This is a genomic window from Pedobacter sp. JY14-1, from assembly GCF_029269825.1.
Taxonomy (GTDB): Bacteria; Bacteroidota; Bacteroidia; order Sphingobacteriales; family Sphingobacteriaceae; genus Pedobacter.
Genome location: NZ_JARJHU010000001.1, coordinates 928,981 through 954,562 on the forward strand (window position 1 = coordinate 928,981; position 25,582 = coordinate 954,562).

At 45.4% G+C, this 25,582-nt stretch carries 24 protein-coding genes; 10 read left to right on the forward strand and 14 right to left on the reverse strand.

Annotated elements, in window-relative coordinates:
- Window positions 1-2: 2 nt before the first annotated feature.
- The 10 genes from murD to P2W84_RS04125 form a co-directional block, all read right to left on the reverse strand.
- Complete coding sequence (gene murD / locus P2W84_RS04080) at window positions 3-1,349, reverse strand: UDP-N-acetylmuramoyl-L-alanine--D-glutamate ligase (protein ID WP_276088829.1); 1,347 nt, start codon at window positions 1,347-1,349, stop codon at window positions 3-5.
- Complete coding sequence (gene mraY / locus P2W84_RS04085; protein ID WP_276088830.1) at window positions 1,346-2,593, reverse strand: phospho-N-acetylmuramoyl-pentapeptide-transferase; 1,248 nt, start codon at window positions 2,591-2,593, stop codon at window positions 1,346-1,348. The genes murD and mraY overlap by 4 nt, the downstream gene beginning before the upstream one ends.
- A complete protein-coding gene (locus tag P2W84_RS04090; protein ID WP_276088831.1) occupies window positions 2,593-4,050 on the reverse strand; it encodes a UDP-N-acetylmuramoyl-L-alanyl-D-glutamate--2,6-diaminopimelate ligase in 1,458 nt (485 codons plus the stop codon). The genes mraY and P2W84_RS04090 overlap by 1 nt, the downstream gene beginning before the upstream one ends.
- Window positions 4,051-6,153 carry a penicillin-binding protein gene (locus P2W84_RS04095; protein ID WP_276088832.1) on the reverse strand — a complete coding sequence of 701 codons (2,103 nt, stop codon included), beginning with the start codon at window positions 6,151-6,153 and terminating at the stop codon, window positions 4,051-4,053.
- Window positions 6,143-6,553, reverse strand: coding sequence for an FtsL-like putative cell division protein (locus tag P2W84_RS04100; protein WP_276088833.1), 411 nt, complete (start codon window positions 6,551-6,553; stop codon window positions 6,143-6,145). The genes P2W84_RS04095 and P2W84_RS04100 overlap by 11 nt, the downstream gene beginning before the upstream one ends.
- Window positions 6,550-7,455: a 16S rRNA (cytosine(1402)-N(4))-methyltransferase RsmH gene (rsmH, locus tag P2W84_RS04105; RefSeq protein ID WP_276088834.1), complete on the reverse strand. Its 906-nt coding sequence runs from the start codon at window positions 7,453-7,455 to the stop codon at window positions 6,550-6,552. The genes P2W84_RS04100 and rsmH overlap by 4 nt, the downstream gene beginning before the upstream one ends.
- On the reverse strand, window positions 7,445-7,918 hold the full coding sequence (gene mraZ, locus P2W84_RS04110; protein ID WP_276088835.1) for a division/cell wall cluster transcriptional repressor MraZ: 474 nt from the start codon (window positions 7,916-7,918) through the stop codon (window positions 7,445-7,447). The genes rsmH and mraZ overlap by 11 nt, the downstream gene beginning before the upstream one ends.
- 210 nt (window positions 7,919-8,128) lie before the next feature.
- Complete coding sequence (locus P2W84_RS04115) at window positions 8,129-9,322, reverse strand: phosphoglycerate kinase (protein ID WP_276088836.1); 1,194 nt, start codon at window positions 9,320-9,322, stop codon at window positions 8,129-8,131.
- A 124-nt stretch (window positions 9,323-9,446) separates the two neighbouring features.
- On the reverse strand, window positions 9,447-10,451 hold the full coding sequence (gene gap / locus P2W84_RS04120) for a type I glyceraldehyde-3-phosphate dehydrogenase (RefSeq protein WP_276088837.1): 1,005 nt from the start codon (window positions 10,449-10,451) through the stop codon (window positions 9,447-9,449).
- Window positions 10,452-10,498: 47 nt separating this feature from the next.
- Window positions 10,499-11,242 carry a glycosyltransferase family 2 protein gene (locus P2W84_RS04125; RefSeq protein WP_276088838.1) on the reverse strand — a complete coding sequence of 248 codons (744 nt, stop codon included), beginning with the start codon at window positions 11,240-11,242 and terminating at the stop codon, window positions 10,499-10,501.
- Window positions 11,243-11,323: 81 nt separating this feature from the next.
- On the opposite strand from P2W84_RS04125, the gene P2W84_RS04130 reads away from it, so the two are divergent.
- The 5 genes from P2W84_RS04130 to P2W84_RS04150 are packed head-to-tail and all read left to right on the forward strand — an operon-like array spanning window position 11,324 to window position 17,403.
- The gene (locus P2W84_RS04130) at window positions 11,324-13,654 is read left to right on the forward strand and encodes a polysaccharide biosynthesis tyrosine autokinase (protein ID WP_276088839.1); all 2,331 of its coding nucleotides are present in this window, start codon (window positions 11,324-11,326) and stop codon (window positions 13,652-13,654) included.
- The gene (locus P2W84_RS04135; protein WP_276088840.1) at window positions 13,654-14,769 is read left to right on the forward strand and encodes a glycosyltransferase family 4 protein; all 1,116 of its coding nucleotides are present in this window, start codon (window positions 13,654-13,656) and stop codon (window positions 14,767-14,769) included. The genes P2W84_RS04130 and P2W84_RS04135 overlap by 1 nt, the downstream gene beginning before the upstream one ends.
- 4 nt (window positions 14,770-14,773) lie before the next feature.
- A complete protein-coding gene (locus tag P2W84_RS04140) occupies window positions 14,774-15,613 on the forward strand; it encodes an ABC transporter permease (protein ID WP_276088841.1) in 840 nt (279 codons plus the stop codon).
- Window positions 15,614-15,630: 17 nt separating this feature from the next.
- The gene (locus P2W84_RS04145) at window positions 15,631-16,257 is read left to right on the forward strand and encodes an ABC transporter ATP-binding protein (protein WP_276088842.1); all 627 of its coding nucleotides are present in this window, start codon (window positions 15,631-15,633) and stop codon (window positions 16,255-16,257) included.
- Between the two features lie 12 nt (window positions 16,258-16,269).
- Entirely contained in the window at window positions 16,270-17,403 is a 1,134-nt protein-coding gene (locus tag P2W84_RS04150) for a glycosyltransferase family 4 protein (RefSeq protein WP_276088843.1), read from the forward strand.
- 121 nt (window positions 17,404-17,524) lie between these two features.
- On the opposite strand, the gene P2W84_RS04155 is transcribed toward P2W84_RS04150, so the two are convergent.
- Window positions 17,525-17,743: a hypothetical protein gene (locus tag P2W84_RS04155; protein WP_276088844.1), complete on the reverse strand. Its 219-nt coding sequence runs from the start codon at window positions 17,741-17,743 to the stop codon at window positions 17,525-17,527.
- Window positions 17,744-17,908: 165 nt separating this feature from the next.
- On the opposite strand from P2W84_RS04155, the gene P2W84_RS04160 reads away from it, so the two are divergent.
- The 5 genes from P2W84_RS04160 to P2W84_RS04180 are packed head-to-tail and all read left to right on the forward strand — an operon-like array spanning window position 17,909 to window position 23,210.
- Window positions 17,909-18,784 (forward strand): hypothetical protein, encoded by an 876-nt coding sequence (locus P2W84_RS04160; protein ID WP_276088845.1) that lies wholly within the window; start codon window positions 17,909-17,911, stop codon window positions 18,782-18,784.
- A 20-nt stretch (window positions 18,785-18,804) separates the two neighbouring features.
- A complete protein-coding gene (locus P2W84_RS04165) occupies window positions 18,805-19,956 on the forward strand; it encodes a glycosyltransferase (protein ID WP_276088846.1) in 1,152 nt (383 codons plus the stop codon).
- Window positions 19,957-19,960: 4 nt separating this feature from the next.
- Window positions 19,961-21,355, forward strand: coding sequence for a glycosyltransferase (locus tag P2W84_RS04170; RefSeq protein WP_276088847.1), 1,395 nt, complete (start codon window positions 19,961-19,963; stop codon window positions 21,353-21,355).
- 13 nt (window positions 21,356-21,368) lie between these two features.
- Entirely contained in the window at window positions 21,369-21,935 is a 567-nt protein-coding gene (locus P2W84_RS04175) for a WcaF family extracellular polysaccharide biosynthesis acetyltransferase (RefSeq protein WP_276088848.1), read from the forward strand.
- A gap of 45 nt (window positions 21,936-21,980) precedes the next feature.
- Window positions 21,981-23,210, forward strand: a complete 1,230-nt coding sequence (locus P2W84_RS04180) for a TCR/Tet family MFS transporter (RefSeq protein WP_276088849.1) — start codon at window positions 21,981-21,983, stop codon at window positions 23,208-23,210.
- 20 nt (window positions 23,211-23,230) lie between these two features.
- Here the strand turns inward: P2W84_RS04180 and obgE are convergent, their stop codons facing one another.
- The 3 genes from obgE to P2W84_RS04195 form a co-directional block, all read right to left on the reverse strand.
- Window positions 23,231-24,241 carry a GTPase ObgE gene (obgE, locus tag P2W84_RS04185; protein ID WP_276088850.1) on the reverse strand — a complete coding sequence of 337 codons (1,011 nt, stop codon included), beginning with the start codon at window positions 24,239-24,241 and terminating at the stop codon, window positions 23,231-23,233.
- Between the two features lie 5 nt (window positions 24,242-24,246).
- Window positions 24,247-24,816, reverse strand: coding sequence for an adenylate kinase (locus P2W84_RS04190; RefSeq protein ID WP_276088851.1), 570 nt, complete (start codon window positions 24,814-24,816; stop codon window positions 24,247-24,249).
- A gap of 75 nt (window positions 24,817-24,891) precedes the next feature.
- Window positions 24,892-25,581, reverse strand: coding sequence for a peptidylprolyl isomerase (locus tag P2W84_RS04195; RefSeq protein WP_276088852.1), 690 nt, complete (start codon window positions 25,579-25,581; stop codon window positions 24,892-24,894).
- Window position 25,582: the final 1 nt, after the last annotated feature.

Consider the following 25,582-nt stretch of genomic DNA (forward strand, 5'->3'; position numbering starts at 1 on the left):
ACTTATAGTTCCTTTACCGCCTTTTTAAATTGTGTCCCCCTGTCCTCATAATTCTTGAAAAGATCGAAACTGGCGCAGGCCGGTGATAACAGAACAGTATCGCCCTTCTTAGCCAGATGATAAGCCACCTGTACCGCTTCATGTGCTGAAAAGGTATTTACAATAATTTCCACATCTTCTTCGAATGCTTCATGTATACGCTTATTATCCTTTCCCAGGCAAACGATCGCACGTACTTTTTGCTTTACCATGTCTTTCAGCATCGAGTAATCATTTCCTTTATCTACACCTCCCATGATTAGGATCACGTCTGAATTGACACTTTCCAGTGCATACCATGTAGAATTGACATTGGTTGCCTTAGAGTCGTTGATGTAATCAACTCCGGAAATCTTTGCCACATGTTCCAGGCGATGTTCAATGTTCTTAAAATCTCCCATGCTTTCACGAATTGTCGTGTTGCGGATATCCAGTACTTTGGCAATGATGCCAGAAGCCATAGAATTGTAAATGTTGTGTTTTCCTTGCAGGGCTAACTCGTTGATCGACATGGTAAACTGATCGTTTAGGTTTATATTGATGTGTATATTGTTGCTTTCCAGATACGCGCCGTCTTCGACTCTTCTGCGTATTGAAAAAGGGTATACTCTTGATTGTATTCCTGCATTCTTCATTGCCTTCAGGCTCTCTTCATCATCTGCGCAGAAAACAAATACATCCTCTGGTCTTTGATTCCTGGCAATACGCATTTTCGACGCCGCGTATTTGCTCAACTTATAATCATACCTATCCAGATGATCAGGTGTAATATTAAGCAGAACGGCAATATCAGCCCGGAACTCATACATATCGTCCAGCATAAAGCTTGAGATTTCAAGGACATACCAGTCAAAATCTGCAGTAGCCACCTGGGCGGCGAAACTTTTACCTATATTTCCGGCAAGACCGACGTTCAGCCCGGCCCTACTCAGAATGTGATACGTCAGCATTGTTGTGGTTGACTTGCCGTTCGAACCTGTAATGCAGATCGTCTTTGCATTCGTGTACCGTTTTGCAAACTCAATTTCCGATATCACAGGAATACCTGCTGCCCGGATTAACTTTACAATCGGGGTATTACCGGGAATACCCGGGCTTTTGATCACCTCAGCAGCTTCGAGTATCCGTTCATTACTATGCTGGTTTTCCTCAAAGGGGATACCCAGCCCCCTCAGCGTATTTTTATGTTGGCCCGCAACAGGACCAAAATCCGACACAAAAACATCAAAGCCCTGCTTATCTGCGAGCATAGCTGCCCCAACGCCACTTTCGCCGGCCCCGAGAATCACTATTTTGGTTTTCTGTGTCATCTTAGCTTTAATGTAATAATGGTAATAATGGCAAGTAATATTCCGATGATCCAGAAACGTGTTACAATTTTTGCCTCATGGTAACCCTTCTTCTGGTAATGGTGATGCAGTGGCGCCATCAGAAAAATCCGCTTTCCCTCACCCAGGCGGTTCTTAGTATACTTAAAATAACTTACCTGAATAATTACAGAAAGACTTTCAATGAGAAATATCCCACACAATACAGGTATCAGCAATTCTTTCCGGATCATGATTGCAAAGGCGGCAATGATACCTCCGATAGCCAGGCTGCCCGTATCCCCCATAAACACTTGGGCCGGATATGAATTATACCATAAAAACCCAACACAAGCCCCCACAAAGGCTCCTGCAAAGATCATCAGTTCACCAGAGTTAGGGATATACATAATATTCAGATAGTCTGCAATGACCGTATTTCCCGAAACGTAGGCCAGAAGGCCAAGCGTAATCCCAATCACCGCCGATGTACCCGTCGCCAATCCATCTATCCCATCAGTAAGATTTGCTCCGTTGGAAACCGCTGTAATGATGGTGATCACAAAAGTCAGGAATACAAAAAAAGCATACTTTTCATAACCAGGCCCCAGAAACTTGAGTATCTTGGCATAGTCAAATTCGTTGTTTTTATAAAAAGGGACATTCGTCAAAGTTGATTTCACATCCTGAGTGTAATAAAAACTCTCTCCTTTCGTCCGCAATACCATGGGTGCCTTCGCATTTGAAACACTGGCATCATCTACTGTTTTTCTCACCACAATATTTGGGTGAAAATACATTGTCCAACCAATGATGATCGCAAGCCCTACCTGGCCAACGATCTTAAATCTACCTGCTAGTCCTTCTTTATTTTTCCGGAATACTTTGATATAATCATCCAGAAAACCTATAGCTCCCATCCATACTGTTGTGGTGATCATCAGGATCACGTAAATATTCGACAGGTTTGCCAACAGTAAAGTAGGCACCAATATCCCCAGTAAGATCATGATCCCACCCATGGTCGGTGTACCCTGTTTCTGCATCTGACCCTCAAGTCCAAGGTTCCTGACTGTTTCCCCCACCTGCTTTTTATGCAAATAGTTGATGATCCTCCTGCCATATACCGTAGTAATGATCAGCGATATGATCACTGCCAGAGAAGTACGGAAAGTGATGTACTGGAACAATCTTAGTCCCGGAAAATCATAATGTTGGTTTAAATACTCAAACAGATAGTATAGCATTATCTCATCAGGTTAAATTGCTCAGTTAATACTTCTTTGTCATCAAAATGGTGCCGTACACCATTAATCTCCTGGTATTTCTCATGACCCTTTCCCGCCAGCAGCACAATATCGCCCGTTCTGGCCAGATGACAGGCAGTCTTTATGGCCTCACGGCGGTCCAGTATAGTCATGATTTTTCGCCTGTTTGAAGGGGAAACACCAGCCTCCATATCCGCAATAATGGCCTGAGGATCCTCAGTTCTCGGATTATCTGAAGTCAGTATCACCTTGTCACTCCAGTCACACGCAACCTGGGCCATTACAGGCCTTTTGCTTTTATCACGGTCTCCGCCACAGCCGATTACAGTGATGACCTGCTCAGTGCCTTTGCGTATATCCTGTATTGTACCTAAAACATTCTGAACTGCATCCGGTGTATGTGCATAATCTACGATGCCTATGACTCCACCCGGAGATATGGTATAATCAAACCGCCCCTCTGCCCCGGTCAAGTCGCTTAATCCTGTCAGCACATGCAGACGCTCCTGTTCAAGTAGTAACGCTGTCCCATACACCGCAAGTAAGTTATAGGCATTAAAAGAACCTACCAGCCTGAAAAAAACATCTTCTCCATCAATATCTAAATGGAGCCCCCTAAAACTATTTTCTATCAGGTGTGCCCTGAAATCTGCCAATTGCTTTAGCGCATAGGTTTTTTTAGACGCTTTGGTATTCTGGAGCATGACCACACCATTCTTGTCATCCAGATTCGTCAATGCAAAAGCATTCCTTGGCAACCCATCAAAAAAGGCTTTTTTTGCCTTGATATAATTATCAAATGTCAGGTGAAAATCCAGGTGATCATGCGTGATATTTGAAAAGACACCTCCCGCAAAGGTAAGCCCTGCGATGCGGTGCTGTACAACAGCATGAGAACTTACCTCCATAAAACAATAAGCACAACCAGCTTCTACCATATCACTTATCAGGCTGTTCAAAGCAATGGGATCAGGGGTAGTATGTGTAGAGACAATAATTCTTTCCTCTATACGGTTGCTTACCGTAGAGATCAAACCACTCTTATATCCGAGTCTTCGGAAGAGTTGATATAAAAGTGTAGCGATCGTAGTTTTGCCGTTAGTACCGGTAACACCCACCAGTTGCAGCTTTGCAGAAGGGTTTCCGAAGTAATTGGCTGCTGCAATGCCCAGTGCAACTGAAGCATCTTCAACAACAACATACGTAACCTGCTCCCGGCGTTCGCCGGGCAATTCTTCACTTATAATAATGTGTGCGCCTTTTTCAATTGCAACCGGAATAAATTGATGGCCATCCGACAGCGTGCCTTTTATTGCAAAGAAAACATCCCCCTCCTGAACCTTTCGAGAATCGAAAGCTATAGTATTGAAATTCCTGCTGGTCGTACCTGCAAGATCAGTAATCGATATACCGTATAATAAGTCCTGCAATTGCATCTACTTCAACTCTATTTGTACCAATGACCCTTTTCCAATATTACTGCCCGCGAGGATTGACTGGCCTATCACCCTGCCGCTACCTTTTACCCTTATTTTCAATCCTGTATTCCCGAGCACGTAAAGTGCATCCCGCAAGCCCATTCCCTTTACATTAGGCATCACTCCCTTAGACGCATTAAAATCTTCATAAGCGACCCCGTTATTAGTATCCACAACATTGAAATAATCCGAATTGGAAGCATAAAGTGTCTTTATACCAAGGGCATTGTATACCTTTTTTACGTTTTTACTCTGCCCGGGCTTAGCCTCTGGATTAACGGTATTCCCTACCAGACGGGTACCGACATTATTATACATATCCGTATCACTGGCATAAATGCGGTCTGCAATTTCCTTAAAAACCGGCCCAGCCACTGTAGCTCCGTAATAACCATTCTTCGGACCATTTATAGCCACCATAATTGAGTACTTTGGCCTGTCAGCAGGAAAATATCCGCAGAAAGATGCCTGATAGCTACGTTTTGCCTTATAACCATTCCTGCCATCCGCAACCTGAGCTGTACCGGTCTTTCCCGCCACACGATATAAAGGGGAGCCCATTAATTTTCCGGTTCCTTCGGTAACCACTCCTTCCAGCATTGCCTGAAGTTTCTTCACCGTTTCCGGAGAGCAAACCTGGTCGCTGATCACGCGGGCCTGGAATTGTTCAATCGGATTTCCCAGCCTGCGGATTTCCCTAACGAAAATCGGAGCAATATATTTACCATTATTAGCAATTGCATTATAAAAGGCAAGCATTTGTAATGGAGTAATCTGCATTTCGTAACCATAGGCCATTTGCGGCAGCGTCATATTTTTATTCCAGCTTTTGAATTTCGGATTTTTGATCACCGGAGTGGTTTCGCCAGGAATCTGCAATCCAAGCCGTTCATTCATATGGATACGGTACAGATGATCTGTAAACTGAGACGGATTGTTCTGATAATGCATATTGACCAGCTTGGCAACTGCGGTATTTGCAGATTCCTCAAATGCCTTTTTAACCGTTACGGTGCCAATACCACCATGAGAATCCTTAATGGTATGACCGGGTATTCTATAAAAACCATCCCCTGTAGCCACCATGGTGTTAGTATCTACCTTTTTGTCCTCCAGCAAAGCCATATAAGATGCCAGCTTAAAGGTAGAGCCAGGATCCTGGCTTCCCCCTATTGCATAGTTAAACTTTTCTTCATACACGCCTTCGCTAACGCGGGTATAGTTGGCTACCGCCCGAACCTCTCCTGTCTTCACCTCCATCAGGATCACCGTCCCATGATCCGCGTCGCTCAGCTTAAGCTGTCGTTCAAGCGCATTTTGAGCGAGGTCCTGCATATTAATATCAATAGTTGAAATAATATCCGCACCTTCTTTAGGTGCAAGTTCTGCCTCATCATTTACCGGCATCCATACACCTCCGGATATCCGCTGTACCAACCGCTTTCCCGCCTCTCCATTTATATATTCCTTATATGCACCCTCCAGTCCAACACCATTATCCACATTTTCATTCTTGTAGCCTATGGTTCTTGCAGCAAGATATCTGAAGGGCTTTATCCTTTTGTTCTGCTGGACTGCAATAAGGCCGCCGGTATATTTGCCTACATTAAACAACGGAAATTTCCGTACTGCCTTCAACTCCTGATACCCTACTTTCCTCTTGATCAGCAGATATCTTACGCTGTCCCTTCTTGCCATCCTCAAATAACGTGAATACTCCCTGTCAGACCTGTCCCCAAAAAAACGGGAAAGACACAGAGCCAGAGAATCTACCTTGCTATAGAACAATTTATCGTCAGCAATTCCTCCTGCGAGCATATCCATCCTAAGTTCATATTCCGGAATCGATGTAGCAAGCAGGCTGCCGTCGGCGGAATAAATATTACCTCTAGCCGCGTCAACGGTGATATACTTTGTAGAGAGGCTATCGGCCATGGCACGCCATTTATGCCCCTCCACAAACTGTACATCGCATAATCTGATCAGTACTGCCACGGCAAACAGCACAATCAGTCCGAATGACAAATAAACACGCAGTAATATATTAGCCCTAATGCTCATCGGTACTGATAATTATCTTATTTGGTGGTTCCGTTAATTCCTTTATTCCCAGGGTATCTACCTTTTTAGCTACTTCAGTAAGTTTACTTTTAAACATCAGATCAGCCTTAAGCGACTTGTATTCCCAACTCAGTTCCTTTACTTCCCTACCCAGCTGGTCAATATTCCTGATATTCCTGATCGCCATATGGCTATTGGCGATATAGAGCATTCCCAGTACCGAAAGAAAAATTAAAAAAGGCAGAGCCTTAGTAGCGGCCTCCTTAGTAATTATACCTTCACTAAAAAGCTTTTTAAAGAGCTGATTTTCGTTTTCCGGATCTCTTTTTACCTTCAACCTTGGTTCCATATCCTCTTCTTCCACCCTCGCTGCGGACTGTTGTCTGAAACGGTTACTCATAACTTTTCCCCCACTCTTAATTTTGCACTCCTAGACCTGTTATTATAAGCAAGCTCCTCTTCGCCGGCCACAATTGCCCGCCGGGTAATCACATGAAAAGGCTTCAGCTCATTACCAAAAAAATCCTTTTCCACCTCACCTCTTATCTTACCTTTAGACAGGAAATTCTTGACCGGCCTATCCTCCAGCGAGTGATACGAGATCACCACCAGCCTACCACCTTTTTTTATAACACCAGCAGTCTGGTCTAGAAAATCTTCAAGCACAGCCATTTCACCATTCACCTCAATACGAAGCGCCTGAAACACCTGTGCCATATACTTATTTTCCCGCCCTCTCGGTATGTGCATACGGATCAGTCCCTTTAAATCAGAAAGGGATTTTATTTCTTTGTCTACACGTCCTCTGACAATGCTTGCCGCCAGAGATTTCGCATTCTTCACCTCGCCATAAACACCAAAAATCCAATGCAACCGTTCCTCTGAGTAACTATTCAGTACAGCTGCTGCCGTTAACGGACGTTGCTGATCCATCCTCATATCCAGACCGGATTCAAAACGGGTAGAAAAACCTCTGGATGGTTCGTCAAACTGATGAGAAGAAACACCTAGGTCAGCGAGAATACCATCCACGGAACGATATCCAAGTAAGCGGAGGTTATTTTTCAGGAAAGCAAAATTCTGATCCACAAAATGGAAACGAGGATCATCAATCCTATTCCTTTGTGCGTCAGGATCCTGATCAAAAGCAATCAGCACCCCTTTTTCGCCCAAACGACTGAGTATCTCCCTCGAATGTCCGCCCCCCCCGAAAGTCACGTCCACATAAATACCGTCCGGCCTGATCGCCAGGGCATCAACAGATTCTTTTAACAGTACAGGAACATGATAGTTATTTTCCATCCTCCCTCCTGCTTTTATCACCCATTACTTCGGCAGCCAATGAAGCGAAATCTGCCGGGTCCTGATTAAACAACGCTTCGTAGGCCTTCTTCGACCACAGCTCAATTTTATCGATCTGACACGCCAACACAAGCTCCGCATTTAATTCAATACCCACAGACTCCATTAAACTCTTAGGCAGGTTTACCCTCCCCGTAGTATCAGGCATCAATTCTGTCGCCCCTCTGGTAAACAGACGGATGAATTCCCGGTTTTTAGGCTCATACGGATTTAGTTTACCGAGATCTTCAACTATAGATTCCCAGACTTTCCGTGGGTAGATCACCAGGTGCTTTTCAAAACCCCGATTAATTACAAGCCCTTGCTGCTCAACATCAGGCAATTGCCTTTTGAGACTCGAAGGCAGCATCAAGCGGCCTTTCGCGTCCAATTTGCAATCGAATTCTCCTAATAATTGAGTCATTTTAATATGCGCACTTTTTATGTAGTGTAAAAATAGGTACTTCCCCCACTTTCTACCACATTACACCACAAAAAGTTTTCCACATATTAAATCCTTACCACTTCAAGCCAATTATACGTCAAAACACCAAAATTGACCGTGGTAGAAAGTGGTAATAAAAAACAGGCGTCCCGAAAACGGGACGCCTGTTCCTATAACCGGCCGGTAGTATTAGTCGTTGATCGCCTTAACGCCGGGCAATACCTTACCTTCCATATATTCCAGCAAGGCACCACCTCCGGTAGATACATAGCTTACCTGGTCCTCCAGATTAAACTTAGCAATAGCAGCAGCAGAATCACCTCCGCCTATCAGAGAAAAGGCACCATTATCTCTTGTAGCGGCAACAACCGCATTAGCAATACCTCTTGTGCCTAATTCGAAGCTAGCCATTTCAAATACCCCCATTGGCCCATTCCAAAGCAGTGTCTTTGACGATCCGATCACCTTAGAAAAGAGTTCAACTGTCTTAGGACCAATATCCAGTCCCATCCAGTCTTCAGGAATGTGACCTGCTTCTACACTTTCCTTCTTCGCCTCATTATCAAACTTATCCGCAATAACTGTATCAACAGGCAGCAGCAGATTAACTCCCTTAGCTTGTGCTTTCTCCAAAAGCTCCAGGCAAAGCTGCATCCTGTCTTCCTCAAGCAATGACGTACCAATTTCACCACCCTGCGCTTTAGCGAAAGTATAAGCCATTCCACCGCCGATGATCAGATTATCTACCTTGTCAAGCAGGCTTTCTATCAGCAATATCTTATCAGAAACTTTTGCTCCGCCCATGATCGCAGTAAACGGCTTTTCAGCGCCATGATCAACTTTCTGTGCATTTTTCAGCTCTTCTGCCATCAGATAGCCAAAATACTTAGCACCGGGGAAAAACTCAGCAATGATCGCAGTTGAAGCATGTGCACGGTGAGCGGTACCAAAAGCATCGTTTACATAGATATCACCAAGCTCAGACAGTTTCTCAGCGAAATCTCTGTCTCCTTTTTCCTCCTCCTTGTAAAAACGAAGGTTTTCAAGCAGCAGCACCTGACCAGGAACCAGGTTCTTCGATTTTTCGATAGCCTCTGCACCAATACAGTCATTTGCAAATTTCACTTCAAGATCCAGCATCCGCGACAAATCGCCGAGGATATGCTTCAGGGAATATTTGTCCTCAGGGCCACTTTTTGGACGGCCCAGGTGAGACATCAAGATCACACTTCCACCATCATTGAGTATTTTATTGATGGTAGGAAGGGCTGCACGCATCCGCTTGTCGTCAGTAATATTAAAATCACTGTCAAGGGGAACGTTGAAATCTACCCTTACGAGGGCTTTCTTATTTGCAAAATTGCATTGATCTATTGTTCTCATCTTTTATTTTATTTTTCTGGTTTGGTTACTTTCCGGTTTTACAGGTTGCTGGCAACTATATTAGATCCGTTACTCGACGGGGAAAGATCACAGCAATCCGGCAACGCGCCAAATATAAGAAGCATTAACGGATGTAAGTACCCGAAATCCCGATTTTTTCTACAAGATCAGCCAGCCTTGCTGAATATCCGGATTCATTATCGTACCAACCTACAACTTTCACAAGGTCACCGACAATGGAAGTAAGTTGAGCATCGAATATACAGGAATGTGGGTTATCCAATATATCAACAGATACCAACGGGTCTTCAGTGTACTGAAGAATACCCTGCATTTCCGCGCACGCCGCCTTCCTGAACGCGTCGTTGATTTCCGCGATCGTCGTTTCCTTTTTTAAGATACAGGTAAAGTCTGTAAGCGAACCATTGAGTACAGGCACCCTGATACCAGCCCCACCAAGCTTGCCCTCCAGGTGGGGGAAAATCACCGTAATGGCTTTCGCCGCACCGGTAGTAGTGGGTATGATTGATGCCGAAGCAGCACGCGCACGCCTCAGATCTTTATGCGGTGCGTCATGTAGGTTCTGATCACCCGTCATCGAATGGACAGTAGTAATATACCCGTCCAGAATACCCCAGTTGTCATCAAGTACCTTAACTATCGGAGCCACATTATTTGTCGTACAAGAAGCGTTGGAAATTACCGTCGAGGTCAGGTCAACAATATCTTCGTTTACCCCCAGCACAACCATCTCAACACCCCGGTCGGAACAAGGCGCAGATATCAATACCTGTCTTGCCCCCGCCGACAGATGAAGTTCGGCTCCTTTACGGCTCGCAAATTTACCCGTTGATTCCAGAACCAGGTCAATATCTAATTCAGCCCAGGGCAAATGGTCCGGATCGGACTCTGAAAAAACTTTGATCTTTTTATCATTAACCACCAGAAAATCATCTTCTGCTTCTACTGTACCCTTAAAACCACGATGTACCGTGTCGTACTTGAAAAGATGGGCCAGAGTCCCCAAGTCTCCAAGATCGTTTATCGCAGTTACATTGATCCCCCGGGTTATCGCTTCCCTGAGGAAAATACGGCCTATCCTGCCAAAGCCATTGATCGCTACATTCATTAATTTAATACTAGACACCAAAAATACCATATTCTATGAACAAGGTATCAGCACAATTGCCTGAGTTTTCTAAGTTTTTTTATTCCGGCAACTAAAAGCGGTAGCGGAACACCGTTAGCTTCCAAAATACGATAATCCGCTAAAAAAGTACGAAACAGCTTTATTGAAGAGCCATTGCTCTGACCCCCGCTGCGCATTTTCACCATCAGCTTATTCAGGTAACGAATGTTTGCCGCCGTATCACCGAAAGCCCTCAGGATCAAATCATAATCAGCGCTGGCTTCGTAATGCTGGGCATATGGCAGGTATTTCCGCAGCAACTCATGTCCGATATATAAAGTTGGGTGCGGAGGCATCCAGCCAAACCTCAGCTTAACGGGATTATACCTGCCAGGTCGCCACCTGCGGACTACTTTTTCACGGCCATTTCTTGTAATTATATCCAGATCGCCATAGACTATGTTACAATGTTCGCGTTTTACCAATGCCACGACTGCAGACACCACGGAAGGGTCTGCAAGCAGGTCATCGGCATTCAACAATCCGATCAAGTCTCCGGTAGCCAAAGCTATTCCCTTGTTCAAGGCATCATAACTGCCATTGTCTTTTGTATTTATCACCCTTGAAATATTCTCCCTGTACTTTTCTATCACAGACAATGTACCATCAACAGATCCGCCATCGACAATAATATATTCCAGATCGGGATAATCCTGGCCCAAAACAGATTCAATACACCCGGACATATAATTTATACAATTTAAGACAGGAGTAACAATTGTAACTTTCATAAATAGAAAACATCTTTGTCAAAGATAGCTGAATTATACATTAAAAAAATTAATTAAAATTTTAAATTAATTAAAAATATTTTGGAAGAAAAATCAAATCAATTGTTACCTGCACAAAAAACTGAACACAGTAGTGCGTTCAGTTACAGGAATGCGTGCAGGATAATTTTCAGCCGGTGGCAATGGCTGGTCATCTCGTTGCTGATTGCGGTTACAGGTGGATCCTTTTACATCTGGTTAGCGGAGCCCGTATATATTACTTCAGCATCTATTAAGATCGAAGACCGGCGTTCCGCATTGAGCGAGCTTGTCAGTATCAGAAATCTGTATGATAAAAACAGCAGAGCAGAGACGGAGAGTTTTATTATCCAGTCCGGACATGTGCTCAGGGCGGCGTTAAATTCACTACGGTATCCTGTTTCCTTTTTTAGAAAAGACGGGTTCTTCCATAAAAATGCTTATCCCGAAAAGTTGCTTGATATCCGCCCGATCGCCTTCCACGTTAACATCCCTCCACAGGTGATCTTCACCTATACCCCTGTTGATAACCAAAAATATCAGCTGGAATATATCGACCAGCACATTAGTATATCTAGGAACTGTCAATTCGGCGATACTGTAAACACGAGCTTTGTATCCTTTATTATCAACAAAGCTCCTGGGTGCATGCAAGCCTGCGGATTCAGCTTCAACGATCCGGAGGCCTGCATTCCAAAACTTTCAGGCAGATTAAAGGTTAATGGCTCTCAGGCCAGTAATATTATTAGCCTCCGCTTCTCTGACCATAATCCCCGCTTTGCAGCAGATTTCCTGAATGCGGTATTGCAGCAATACCTTGTTTTCGACAAAGCGCAGCGTAGCTCATCTATGGATCAGACGGCACAATTTATCGCAGCTCTGCTACCCCCCATGTCGGTCAGGATCAGTACTTCCGGAAAAAATATACAGGAACTTAAGAACAAATACAGTATTACCGATCTGACCGGCATGTCCGGGACCATAGCCAATGAGTTGTCCCGTTGTCAGATTAGCCTGCAGCAGTTAAAATTCCGTGAAATAAGTCTTAAAGCGTTCAGACAGCAACTTGAGCTAGGTACCCAAACCAATCAATTGTACTTTGGTCCGGCAGAGCCGGAAGACCCGATCCTGCAACAACTAGTCAACAAACGGAACGAAATCATGATCAGGCAAAAACAGCAGCTTTCAGTATATACTGCTGAAGCGCCAGAAGTTATAAGAACCGAACAGGACCTTCAGCTTCATAACAGTGCTATCATTAAAAGCATTACCTCAGCACTTCAGCGTAACAAAAACATGCAGCATGTAATTGTGATGAAAACAGACAGTATCCAGGTGTTACTCTCGCGGTTTCCGGCAATAGAAAGAGAGCTAGCCGAATTTCAGTCCAGCTTCAATGTCAACCAGAAAGTGCATGACTTCCTTTCCGAAAAAAAACTCGAGGCACAAATCTCTGGAAAAACAGTTATTCCCGGGGCTGTCATCATCGACGGTGCCAGTCTGCCGCAATTACCAGTATCGCCCAACGCAATCAGCATTTATGCATTCTCCACGTTGATTGCCCTTTCTTCAGGCATCCTGGTCATCTTCTCCGTACACAGGCTCAACCCGTATCTGTACAACAAAGAAAGCCTTTCGGAAAACAGCGCACTTCCCATACTTGGTCCGGTTAGAAAATATCATGCTGGACACCTCACACAACTTCCTGTCCTCGATGATCCGAGATCTTTATTTACAGAATCTATCAGGTCAGTACGCAGCGGCCTGTCATTCTTTGCATCCGAAGAAAGTACAAAGTTAATCTGTATCACCTCACATATCTCGGGAGAAGGAAAAACCTTTATATCAGCCAATCTGGCAATTTCGCTCAGTATGATCGGAAAAAGAGTAGTTCTTATCGCAGCTGATATGCGAAGGTCTTATCTGCATAATTGTTTTGGGCTTCAAGGCTGTCCAGGCCTTAGTGAGTTCCTGTCCGGACAAACCGGGTTAACCGATATCATACAGTGTACCAAAGTTTCAGGGCTTGATTTTATTGCTTCTGGACAGCCTCCTCCAAACCCTTCAGAACTCATGCATGTACCGAATCTGAAAACCCTTGTCGCATCTCTTAAGGAACAGTATGATATTGTCCTCACAGATTGCGCACCTGCTGGCCTGGTGACTGACAGTCTTCCCCTTCTGAAAACATCTGACATTTGCCTTTTCCTGTTGCGCAGCGGTGTTTCCAAACGGACGTTTATATCTGCAGCAAATACCCTGCAAAGCGACCTTGGGCTAACCAACTTTGCTTTGTTGCTCAACGACTATAAAGAAGATGGCTTCCATAGCAGTCTCTATCATACGTCAGATATTTCATATGCAAATCACCAGCAACAATATTTTCTTTCCTGATGACAAAGAAAACATTATTCCTTACGCTGAGCACATTCAGTTCTGTCGGAGGCGTGCAAAGTGTGTGCAGATCTGTCTGTAAGGCATTGTCCGAAGGCAATCCGGGCTTTAAAATGATCAGCCTTTGTGACAATACGTCCGACACCAGATATCTGCAACCCTGCCAGTTCCGAGGTTTTGGCGACAATAAACGTTTGTGCAAACTTCGTTTCATCTATGCGGCGGTCGGCTCAGGCCAGAAGTCACAGTTTGTGATCATCAGCCATATTCATCTCATTCCAGTAGCATTGCTCATCAAACTCCTCAATCCTGATTGCCGTTTGGTCTTACTGGCCCACGGGACAGAAGTCTGGCGTGATTTGACCTTTTATCAGAAGTGGTTCATCAGCAAATATACCCGCATCGTTTCTGTAAGTCGCTTTACCTCAAAAATACTCAGAAAAAAACATCGGATAGATTGTCCCGTCGTTACGATCAATAATTGCCTTGATCCGCACTTCCAGCTTCCACAGGCCTTTAATAAACCACAATACCTGATGGAAAGGTATTCCGTCGGCTCTATACAACCGGTACTGCTGACAGTCTGCCGAATGGAACGTTATGAAAAAGCCAAAGGTTACGATACGGTAATTGAATTGGTGTCCGCACTTGCTCAATCCAGGTCACCATTACGTTATCTCTTGTGTGGTCCTTCCAGCCACAAAGAACGTGAAAGGCTACAGCAAAAGATCAGTCATAACGGTCTGCAGGAACAGGTCATACTCACCGGTCACATTCCGGAAACCGAACTCCGTGATCATTTTCTGCTGGCCGACATCTTTATAATGCCCAGCAGCAAGGAAGGTTTTGGACTTGTTTTTATAGAAGCCGCCGCTTGCGGCTGCCAGGTAATCGCGCTTAATTCGTGTGGCAGTGCAGATGCATTACTGGATGGAGCAATCGGTACACTAATGGAAATGACGGATATGCATCAGCTGATGAAGGCTTTAAACCATGCGCTGAAAAATCCGTATAGCGAACTGCGAAAAAGGGAGATTCAGCAAAACGTGTCTGCACATTTCGCTTTCCAGTTATACAGCACAAAGCTCAAAGAATTCCTTTACGCCAATACTTAACATTATGAACCACAAAAGCAACTGGACAATTCAAGCCCGTCAGCCCTTTGTCCATTTTGGCATCAGGCTGTTGTTCCGGAACAGACACCTCATTGCAGCCCTGGTCGTACGTGATATTAAAGCGCTATACAGGCAAACCGTGCTCGGTCCCATTTGGCACCTTGTTCATCCTTTACTTAGTACTGCAGTGTTTAGTGTAATTTTCGGAAAGATCATTCATGTCCCTGCAGGTAATGTGCCTTACCCGGTTTTCTTCCTCACGGGCTTCATCATCTGGAACTACTTCGCCGAGTGCCTGAACCGTACTTCAACCTTATTTAAAGATCATCTGCCGCTTTTATCCGGGCTCTACCTGCCTAGGTGTATCATTCCCGTAAATATCTGTCTGTCATTACTTTTCCGGTTTGCCATACAGTTCCTTGTGCTCATTATTATTATCTGTATTTACTGTCCTCCGGCGAGCCAGCCAAAGTTGTGGCAAATCCTGTTTAGCCTGCTCCTGCTGATACCCTTAATTTTCCAGGCGCTCGGAGGAGGTCTCATACTGGCTGCGATCACCTGCAGATACAAAGACCTCAGTTTCCTGCTTTCCTTCACCTTACAGTTGCTCATGTATATTACACCGGTCATTTATCCGCTCTCTGCCGCTCCTGACAATATAAGATGGGTGATTAGCCTTAACCCTGTGGCTACAGCTATTGAAACATTCCGGAATCTGCTTTTTCAAAGTGGAACATGCAGCTGGACCGCGCTCCTTCAATGTGTCTGGTTCAGCACCGTTTTATTACTCACAGGCCTTATTCTGTTCAACAGAGCGGAAAAAGACTTTATTGATTACATATAAATTGATCTCAATAAACAATGAATCCCCCGATTATTAAAACAGAACAACTTTGCAAAACCTATCGGCAATATAACAAGCTCCGGCATGTACTTTTCAATATCAGCTTTGAAATCTATTCTGGTGAGATCATACATCTCACGGGAAACAACGGATCGGGAAAAAGTACGCTGCTTCGGATCTTGAGCCGCATGACTACACCTACTTCCGGAAAAATCACTGGGTATGGAAAGCTCACTGCACTTCTGGAGACACGGACCGGGTTTCATCCTGAGCTTACTGGTCTGGAAAACATCAGTCTTTTCGGCGCTATACTCGGAATGCGCAAGAAAGAGATCATATCTTATATTGATGCAATTATTTCCTTTTCCGGATTGGAGAATGACATTTTCAGTCCTGTAAAAAGGTATTCATCGGGGATGCAAGCCAGGCTTGCACTTTCTGCCGCCTGTCATTATCCTTTCGACATCCTGATACTTGACGAACTACTGGCTACTGCAGATCAGGACTTTGAGCTCCAATGCCTGGAAAAGTTCAAATCCTTAAGTAAGGAGCAAAACAAGACCATTATCCTGACGGGTCATGATTCATCGGAACTACCGATCTGTAACCGAAGACTTCTACTCTGTAATGGTAAGCTTGAATAATTAATAAACAGTATGAATAATCCGCCCAGGCTTGCAGTCATCTGCACCCATCCCATACCTTATTATATCCCTGTATTCCAGTTGCTGTCAAAACATACCTTGCTAAAGGTTTTTTATACAACTTCCCGGCCAGGCGCCCATGATAAAGGTTTTCACATGCAGCTCGAGTGGGATATCCCACTGCTTAAAGGTTACTGCCATGAATTTCTGAAGAACGACAGTTTCCGCCCAGGCACCCACCATTTTTTTGGTACGATCAATATGGGGGCTACCGCTGCCATATCGAGGTTCCGGCCAGACTATCTGCTGATATACGGATGGGCAAATCATAGCCATTTCAGCATTCTCAGGAACTATCAAGGTACAATTCCGGTTCTTTTCAGAGGAGACTCCAATATGCTCAGAAAAAGTAGCCAATGTTTTCTTGCACTCAGAAAAATCACACTGAAATACATTTACAAGCACATCGATATTGCACTGTATACGGGTGCGGAAAACCGGAATTACTTCAAATACTATGGCCTCAAAGAACATCAGCTGATCTTCGCACCCCATGCTATTGACAACGATCGTTTTTCCCGCACCAGTCATGGACCTTCGCTTAGAAAAGCGATTGGGATTGATGAAAAAGAGATCTTGATTCTATTTACTGGGAAAATGACACGCCACAAGAACCCCCAGCTTGTGCTCGAAACCTTTATAGACGCAAACATCCCCCAGGCCAGCCTGCTACTGGTTGGCAGTGGCCCGTTGGCCAAAAAACTAAGTACAAAGTATAAACATCCGCGAATTCACTTCCTGCCTTTCCAGAACCAAAGCGAAATGCCACGGGTATACCAGTCCTGTGATCTCTTCTGCATGCCTTCCACACATGAAACCTGGGGACTCGCCCTTAACGAGGCCATGGCGGCAGCAAAAGCCGTACTTGTTTCAGATCGCGTCGGAGCGGCAACAGATTTAGTCAGACCGGACTGGGGAATGTGCTTCAAGAGCAACGATAAAAACGACCTGCAGAATAAACTCCGGTTACTGACCACCGATCGCAATACACTTGTCTCTATGGGGCTACAGGCTCAGAAATTCGTCAGGGAATGGAGTTTTAGCGCACAGGTAAAATCAATACTCCATGCCTTATCAATCCAATAAACCCCTCATTATCCTGATCTTTATCCCATACGCATTGGCCTGGATGGTCAGATCATTTCCAGTATTTTCATACCTGATGGCCTGGTCAGGCTCGTTCCTGATCTTTTACCTTACCCTGGTTTCACCCCTTCGCATTCTGCCATCTGATCTCAGTCTCCGACAGCAGGTTATGCGGCCCATTGTACTCATTCAACTCATTTTCGCAGGCTTCATGTGTTGCACTTCCATATTCTACTTTATAAACCATATTCAAAATAATGGCCTCCCCGATCATACATTGCCTTTTGACGACAGGACCGATCTCATTGCCCGTTGTCAGCGTCTGTGCCTGCTGGGTCACGCATCCCTTTGCGGTGGTATAATTCTGGGGATGATTAACCAGCCCCGATCTTCATTTCATATCGTCGCTCCTGTACATCGCTTGCTTTACAAATTATGTAGTGTTCCTCTCGTTGTTGCCATAATCCTGAATCATATCCCTCAAATCGTCCAATTTCGTCAACCCATGTTAATGCTATCCCTTTGCGGTGCCGTCAGCCTCCTCCTCAATGGGTTACTGCACAGAAAACCCTTACGCATCATTATCGGCGGAGGTATTTATTTATTCAGTGCCTTCCAGGCACTCTTCAGTGGTTATAAAGAAGGCATACTCATTCATATCCTCCTACTGGCCTTAATCGCCTATCCCTATTACAAACGTATTGTTATTTCGCTGGCACTGCCCGGAATCCTTGTATTTTGTCTCGCACTACCCACATTCACTACGGCCATAAGGAAATACAGCTGGACAAAACAAAAGAACAGTTTTGAGGCGGGGCAGTCTGGTCTAGATCAGCTTACAGATAAGCAACAGGCCACCAGAGTTGAAGAAGACCACCAGGGGTTTCTGATCAACCGCGTCAGTGAGATCGGTATGTTCACTCAGTATATCAGTGCTGTCCCCGAACATTCTCCCTATTATGGAACCAGTATTTTAGAAAACGCAGTACAGGCCATCATTCCCAGGGCAATATGGCGGGAGAAACCAGAAAGTGAAGCTCTGGCGATGGAACGGGTTTACCAAACCGGCATCGTTAACCGTGCTTCAACTGCGTCTGCCAAAACGAGACCTATAGTAGATGCCTACCTCAGTGGAGGGACTAAAATCATCGTGTTGTTTTTCTTTGTCTATGGTTTTCTTGTACAGAAGCTTTGCAATTTCTGTGAGTACCGTTTCGGTGGTTACACAATAGGTTGTTCCATTATCTTCAATGGCATCTTTCAATGTTTATGGCGGGGAAACACACTCGAATTCTTGCTCAACAACATCGTCTACGGCTGCTTACTGATGCAGATCATATTCTGGCTGTTCAAACACTTTAAACTAATTCGGCATAAATGATATCAAGGATGCTTTCGCCTGTGAACAGAATCATACACATTACACCATCTTACAAACCAGCCTTTATTTATGGTGGCACTACACTTTCAGTGTCACTACTTTGCGAGGCACAACGAAAAAACGGAGAACAGAGCGTCGTGTTCACGACAACGGCAAACGGCAGCCAGGAATTACCCCCGTCCGGCAGGCGACCACTCAAAGTAACCAGAGTACCCGTGTGGTATTTCCAACGTCTTACGGGTGACCACTCCCATTTCTCACCTGGCTTGCTTCTTAAGCTTTATCAGTCTATAGGCAAGAAAAAAACAGGAACAATTGTACATATCCATGCCTGGTGGAACCTTACTTCTATTCTGTCCTGTGTCATCGTCCTGATCTGCAATACCCCTTGCCTGCTTTCACCAAGAGGTATGCTCACCGGTTATACTTTTTCTAACAGGCATAATTTATCAAAACAGATAATCCATCAATTGCTGGGGAAATACCTGCTGCTCCGGTGTCACCTCCATGCAACAACAGATAAAGAGAAGAATGACATTCTTTCTATTCTTCCCCGAGCCCGTATCACCGTAATCCCCAACCTCGTGGGCAACAGCAAAGGAATGTGCAAACCCGTTCAGACCGGGAACTTCCATATGCTCTTCCTTTCCAGGATAGAAGAAAAAAAGGGCTTAGAGATCCTGTTCAGGGCGCTTCCTGTACTCAACTTTCGCTGGACATTGACCATAGCAGGCACAGGCAACATCAGCTACCTTAAAAAACTTCAAGTACTTGCAGACCGATCTGGTCTTGGTACCCACATCAATTGGGCCGGACAGGTATCCGGTCCGGCCAAACAAAAATTACTCAGTGAAAGCCATCTGCTCGTATTGTTCTCTCTCAATGAGAATTTTGCCAACATCATTACAGAAAGTCTTAGCTATGGCCTGCCCGTCGCTATATCAGACCAGGTAGGTCTTGCGGAGTACGTAAAGAAGGAAAATCTTGGTTGGGTCTGTACACCCGAGCAAAAGGCAATTGCAAATACACTAACACAAGCGTTCAACAGCAATTGGCAACGGATGCGCATCAGCAAAGAAGCACCTCATAAAATACAGCATGACTTTTCATCCGCGCTGTTGCTTCCCAGATATGCCCGGTTATATCAATCCTTATACAAACCTCATCCTTAATTAAATGAGCGTAGCATACACCTTTATCATCCTTACGTTAAATGAAGAGCTGCATTTACCAAGGTTGCTCAACATCATCAGCCGACTCAAAGCCCGGGTCTGTATACTGGACTCAGGCAGTACAGACCAGACCAGGGACATCGCACAAATGTATCATGCCGATTTCCGGCAGCATACTTTTGAAAACCATCCCAAACAATGGGAAGCTGCACTCCAGGCCTTCAGCATACAAACGCCGTGGGTCATCTGTCTAGATGCTGACCAATACCCGTCCAACGCCCTGATCCGCAAGCTCCAGCAATTCCAGGACACAGACTATCCTGATATAGACGGTATTTATTTCAACCGCAAACATTATTTCAGAGGTAAATGGATAAGGTACGGGGGATGCTATCCGCAATATCAGCTTAAGATGTTCAGATATAGCGTCGGCTGGTCAGACCTCAACGAAGTACTTGATCATCGTTTCCAGGTGGAGGGGAAAACGGTCCGGTGGAAACATGCCCCTTTGCTGGAAAGAAATGAAAAAGAAAACAACATAGACTTCTGGATCATTAAGCACAACCACTATGCCGACCTGCTTGCAGAGGCGGCACTTTCAGATCCCGGATGTGATCTGAGATCAAAAAGCCATATCGTGGTCCGGGCCATTAGGGGACATGCTAATCAGCGCAATGCATTCCGGCAACAGCTATGGAACAGCCTTCCGTTGTACTTCCGCCCTTTTCTTTATTTCTGCTACAGGTTTTTTATCCGCATGGGCTTCCTGGATGGTAAACAAGGAATGATCTTCCACTTTCTGCACGCATTTTGGTTCAGACTACTCGCCGATATTAAAATCGATGAAAAGCAAAAGCAAGTCAGAAGGTACGATCCGGGAAAACCAAATTCCACAATTACATTTCCGTTACGGTTCCTGTTTTGGTTTAGTCTTTTATACACATCCAACATTGTCCTCATTTCATTAAGCACTCCAGGCGGAAGTTATTCAGATTTTGTTGGCACACATCTTAACTACATTACCAAATGGCGCAATTTTACGGTCTGTGGTACATCGATCCTGCTTAAATACCTTGGCTATAGTGTACATACCCGGACAAACGGCCTTACTGTAACCGGACATTCGGGCTTCAACATCGTCTACTCCTGCCTGGGCTACGGGGTTATGAGCAACTTTGCTGCCTTCGTTATCTCTTATCCGAAACCTCGCAAATTACCATTTCTCCTGTTCGGACTTTGCTTCATCCAGTGCTGCAACATGCTGAGACTTGTACTGATCTCCCTGCACAACCCGGTTGGCCGACGATATTTTGTTTTCCACCTCGACCACCATGATATTTACAACAGCATAATTTATCTGCTACTGGCGGCCCTGATATGCATATGGACAAGATTTTGAACACCGGGAGGTAATGGCAGGCACAAAACTTCGCAAAAAGTTTGATAAGAATGGCTTTAACACCGGAGCCTCGCCCTTGCGTTTTGCATGCTGGTATTTCGTCAGCCTGTTCATTTTCCGTAGCGGGCTTGTACCATTCAGCAACGTTCTGGTTTTCATACTCCGTCTGTTCGGTGCCAGAATAGGTAAAGAAGTAAGGATAAAACCACATATTTACATCAGGTATCCCTGGAAACTCCGCATTGGCGACCGCTCCTGGCTGGCAGACTGCTATATAGATAATCTCGACCACGTCATCATTGGCAGTGATGTTTGTATCTCACAGCATGCCATGCTTATTACCGGGAACCACAATTACAGCGTCCCTGATTTCAGTCTCCTCACCAGTCCGATCCTTATTGAGGATGGCGTCTGGATCTGTGCGGGAGCAATCGTTGCCCCCGGCGTTACTATATCTTCACACGCTGTATTATCCATCGGTTCCGTTGCAACCCGCAATCTCCAGGCATATACCATCTGTCGTGGCGATCCGGCCGTTCCGGTAAAGAAAAGACGGATACTCAGTAGAAAGACCCATTGATTTGACAACAGAAATATCCTACCTTGCAAGCCCAAATTGAAAAACATGGCCCGTTCCAGCAAAGCCGCTATCAGCTTTATTTTTGTTACCCTGCTCATTGACATCATGGGCTGGGGGCTCATCATCCCGGTAATGGCAGACCTGATTGCCCAGTTAAAGGGCATTCCAGTCAATGAAGCAAGTACCTATGGTGCCTTGCTCCTTTCGGTTTTTGCGATTACACAATTCATATTTTCTCCGGTCATCGGAAACCTGAGCGACAGGTATGGACGCCGGCCGGTGCTGTTGTTGTCGTTGCTGGGTTTTGGGATCGACTACATCATACTGGCATTAGCACCCGCATACGGGTGGCTGTTTGCCGGAAGGGTCATTGCTGGAATTACCGGTGCCAGTTTCACCACTGCTACTGCGTATATAGCAGATGTCAGTCCCGACGAGACCTCAAGAGCCAAAAATTTCGGCATCATCGGAGCTGCCTTTGGTTTAGGATTTGTACTTGGCCCCGCGTTGGGTGCGTTCCTCGCTACCTGGGGCATCCGGGCTCCCTTTTATGCAGCGGCGGCACTTTGTCTCCTCAATTGCCTTTATGGCTATTTTTTCCTTCCGGAATCTTTAAGTAAAGAGAACCGCAGGCCATTTGACTGGAAACGCGCCAACCCATTCGGTTCCCTCAGATTCCTTACCCATCACCCTGAAATCGGCGGGCTTGCGGTTAGTTTCTTTCTGATCTACCTTGGTGCGCAGTCTGTACAGGGCAACTGGAACTTCTTTACCATTTATCGTTTCCACTGGAGCGAGAGGATGGTTGGCATTTCACTTGCGGTGGTTGGTGTACTGGTTGGTGCCGTACAAGGCGGCCTCACCCGGGTAATCAATCCAAAAATCGGAAACGAGAAGAGTATTTACCTGGGCTTGTCCCTGTATGCACTTGGTCTGATACTTTTTGCTTTCGCCACAGAGGGATGGATGATGTTCGCCTTCCTGATCCCTTATTGTCTCGGTGGTATCTGTGGTCCCGCTCTTCAGTCCTCCATATCCGGCCATGTCCCCTCTAATCAGCAAGGCGAGCTTCAGGGTGCACTTACCAGCCTCATGAGCCTTACTACGATCATCGGACCACTGATCATGAATGGTACATTCGCTTATTTTACCTCAGACAAGGCCCCGTTTAATTTTCCGGGTGTACACTTTCTGATCGGGGCAGTTTGTATGATACTGAGCCTTTTATTGATCTACAGAGTATTGAGTGTCGAAAGAAAAAGTGCCAGGTCCTAAAAAATAAAAACTAAGAAGTTTTATTCCGCAGGAGGTGTATTGATCGCCTGCCAAAGCAAATCCTTTAGTTCTGAAAGGCCCTGCTGGGCAACTGAGGAAATGAACACTGTGGGTAAGCCTTGCGGCAATTGCCGAGACATCTCGGTCTTAAGCTCATCATCCAGCATATCAGATTTAGTCACAGCAAGGATATGCGGCTTCTGCATCAGTTCAGGGTTATATTCCTGGAGTTCCGCCTTCAATATCCTGTATTCCTCATCAATTGAGCGGTCCGTATCTGCCGGCACCATAAACAGCAATACCGAATTGCGTTCAATATGTCTCAAAAACCTGTAGCCTAAACCCTTACCCTGAGAAGCTCCTTCAATGATACCGGGAATATCTGCCATTACAAAAGATTTTCCGTCACGATAGGCAACAATGCCCAGGTTAGGTACCAAAGTAGTAAAGGGATAATCAGCGATCTCAGGCTTAGCTGCCGATACAACAGAAAGTAAAGTAGATTTGCCTGCATTGGGAAAGCCCACTAAACCGACATCAGCAAGTACCTTTAACTCCAGTACATTCCATTGTTCAAGTCCCGGCTCACCTGGCTGTGCGAACCTGGGGGTCTGCCTTGTAGCACTCTTAAAGTGTACATTACCCAGACCACCTCTTCCCCCTCGGGTCAGTATTTCTGTCTGTCCGTCACGGGTTATCTCAAACAGTACCTCACCAGTTTCAGCATCCCTGGCAATCGTACCCAGCGGCACATCTAGTACTTCGTCTCTACCTGACTTTCCGGTAGAACAACCACCGGATCCGGGTGCACCGTCCTCGGCAATGATATGCTTTCTGTATTTTAAATGCAGCAAGGTCCAAAACTGCGTATTACCACGAAGCACGATGTGACCACCACGTCCACCGTCACCACCATCAGGTCCACCGGTAGCTGTCCTGACATCCCGGTGCAAGTGTGCGGAACCTGCACCACCCTTTCCGGAGCGGCAGCAGATCTTCACATAATCTACGAAATTTGAACCCTGTGACATTAAATTTAGTACCGGTCTATCACGGCACAAAGATCAGCAAAGATATTTTCTATGCTACCGATACCGTTTACCTTGCTCAGTTTGCCCTGTCCTTCATAAAAAGGCAGGACGTGAATGGTCTTGTTAAAATATTCTTCAATTCGTTTCTGTAGCTTATCAGCCTGGTCGTCCACACGTCCGGTTTCCAGCTGACGCTGTGCAATACGCCTGGTCAGTTCATCCTGGTCCACATCCAAAGCGATCACGCCGGCAATACGCGTACCCTTACTCTCGAGAAAAGTATCCAGGGCCTCTGCCTGCGCGACAGTCCTTGGAAATCCGTCAAAGATAAAACCCTTTGCACCAGGATTCTTACTTACTTCCTCTTCCAGCATGTCAATTGTGATCTGGTCAGGTACCAGTTGTCCTTCAGCGATCAGCGCATTTACCCTTTGTCCAAGTTCAGTCTGGTTCTTAATGTGAGCCCGGAACAAATCTCCGGTAGAGATATGTACCAGGCCATATTTGTTGATCAATTTTTCTGATTGAGTGCCTTTACCTGCACCCGGAGGGCCAAAGAGAACAATATTCAGCATTCGGTTTGTTTTTTAAGTTAAAATCCGGGTATAGGACCAGGATCCAAATACATTTAGAGCTGCAAAGATATGATTTTAATTGATTTCCGGTGTACCAGAAATCTCGCCTCTTACCCTTAACACCTTAAACTTCACGCTTTGTAGCGGAACATCGTCTTTATCTACGGGTACACGATTGATCGCTTCAGCAACTTCCATACCTGATACAATTTCTCCGAATACGGTGTAATCGCCATCAAGCCCGGGCGTACCGCCAAGTGCCTTATAAATCTCGCGCTGCGACACTGAAAACCTGATTCCCTTACGCTGCTCGACAGCATTCAGTTGTGCATCTGTCTGGACCCTGCCTTCGACAAAATAGATCTGCCGAAAGTAAGAGGCTTTTTCCTTATTGTCATCCCTGCCGGCCCCAAGCGCACCCTTTTTGTGGATCAGACCCGTCCTGATCTCTGCTGGGAGTCGTTTGGCCAGGGCAACAGGCATCAATCCCCTGGCCTCAGCCATCCGTTTCTCACGGTTCAATATCGTATCATCTAAATCCCCGCCCTGACTTACAAAGGAGGCAATCACGCGGTTGAATTCTGCATTTTTGTACCAGCCCTTTCTGATTGCCTTCAGGAACATATCCCTGTGCTGCGGCGTTTCCCCATAAAGCTTGACCAATATATTACCTTTGGTCGTTTCGAAACGCACCAGTATATCCTGGGCACAGAGCGCATGTGGTAATCCCATGGCCAGCAACAGCAGCATCTTTACTCTTATCATT

Bases quoted from the DNA above. Each gene is read 5' to 3' on its own strand.
- murD (WP_276088829.1), bottom strand. From the start codon at position 1,349: ATGACACAGAAAACCAAAATAGTGATTCTCGGGGCCGGCGAAAGTGGC.
- mraY (WP_276088830.1), bottom strand. From the start codon at position 2,593: ATGCTATACTATCTGTTTGAGTATTTAAACCAACATTATGATTTTCCG.
- P2W84_RS04090 (WP_276088831.1), bottom strand. From the start codon at position 4,050: ATGCAATTGCAGGACTTATTATACGGTATATCGATTACTGATCTTGCA.
- P2W84_RS04095 (WP_276088832.1), bottom strand. From the start codon at position 6,153: ATGAGCATTAGGGCTAATATATTACTGCGTGTTTATTTGTCATTCGGA.
- P2W84_RS04100 (WP_276088833.1), bottom strand. From the start codon at position 6,553: ATGAGTAACCGTTTCAGACAACAGTCCGCAGCGAGGGTGGAAGAAGAG.
- rsmH (WP_276088834.1), bottom strand. From the start codon at position 7,455: ATGGAAAATAACTATCATGTTCCTGTACTGTTAAAAGAATCTGTTGAT.
- mraZ (WP_276088835.1), bottom strand. From the start codon at position 7,918: ATGACTCAATTATTAGGAGAATTCGATTGCAAATTGGACGCGAAAGGC.
- P2W84_RS04115 (WP_276088836.1), bottom strand. From the start codon at position 9,322: ATGAGAACAATAGATCAATGCAATTTTGCAAATAAGAAAGCCCTCGTA.
- gap (WP_276088837.1), bottom strand. From the start codon at position 10,451: ATGAATGTAGCGATCAATGGCTTTGGCAGGATAGGCCGTATTTTCCTC.
- P2W84_RS04125 (WP_276088838.1), bottom strand. From the start codon at position 11,242: ATGAAAGTTACAATTGTTACTCCTGTCTTAAATTGTATAAATTATATG.
- P2W84_RS04135 (WP_276088840.1), top strand. From the start codon at position 13,654: ATGACAAAGAAAACATTATTCCTTACGCTGAGCACATTCAGTTCTGTC.
- P2W84_RS04140 (WP_276088841.1), top strand. From the start codon at position 14,774: ATGAACCACAAAAGCAACTGGACAATTCAAGCCCGTCAGCCCTTTGTC.
- P2W84_RS04145 (WP_276088842.1), top strand. From the start codon at position 15,631: ATGAATCCCCCGATTATTAAAACAGAACAACTTTGCAAAACCTATCGG.
- P2W84_RS04150 (WP_276088843.1), top strand. From the start codon at position 16,270: ATGAATAATCCGCCCAGGCTTGCAGTCATCTGCACCCATCCCATACCT.
- P2W84_RS04160 (WP_276088845.1), top strand. From the start codon at position 17,909: ATGTTAATGCTATCCCTTTGCGGTGCCGTCAGCCTCCTCCTCAATGGG.
- P2W84_RS04170 (WP_276088847.1), top strand. From the start codon at position 19,961: ATGAGCGTAGCATACACCTTTATCATCCTTACGTTAAATGAAGAGCTG.
- P2W84_RS04175 (WP_276088848.1), top strand. From the start codon at position 21,369: ATGGCAGGCACAAAACTTCGCAAAAAGTTTGATAAGAATGGCTTTAAC.
- P2W84_RS04180 (WP_276088849.1), top strand. From the start codon at position 21,981: ATGGCCCGTTCCAGCAAAGCCGCTATCAGCTTTATTTTTGTTACCCTG.
- obgE (WP_276088850.1), bottom strand. From the start codon at position 24,241: ATGTCACAGGGTTCAAATTTCGTAGATTATGTGAAGATCTGCTGCCGC.
- P2W84_RS04190 (WP_276088851.1), bottom strand. From the start codon at position 24,816: ATGCTGAATATTGTTCTCTTTGGCCCTCCGGGTGCAGGTAAAGGCACT.
- P2W84_RS04195 (WP_276088852.1), bottom strand. From the start codon at position 25,581: ATGATAAGAGTAAAGATGCTGCTGTTGCTGGCCATGGGATTACCACAT.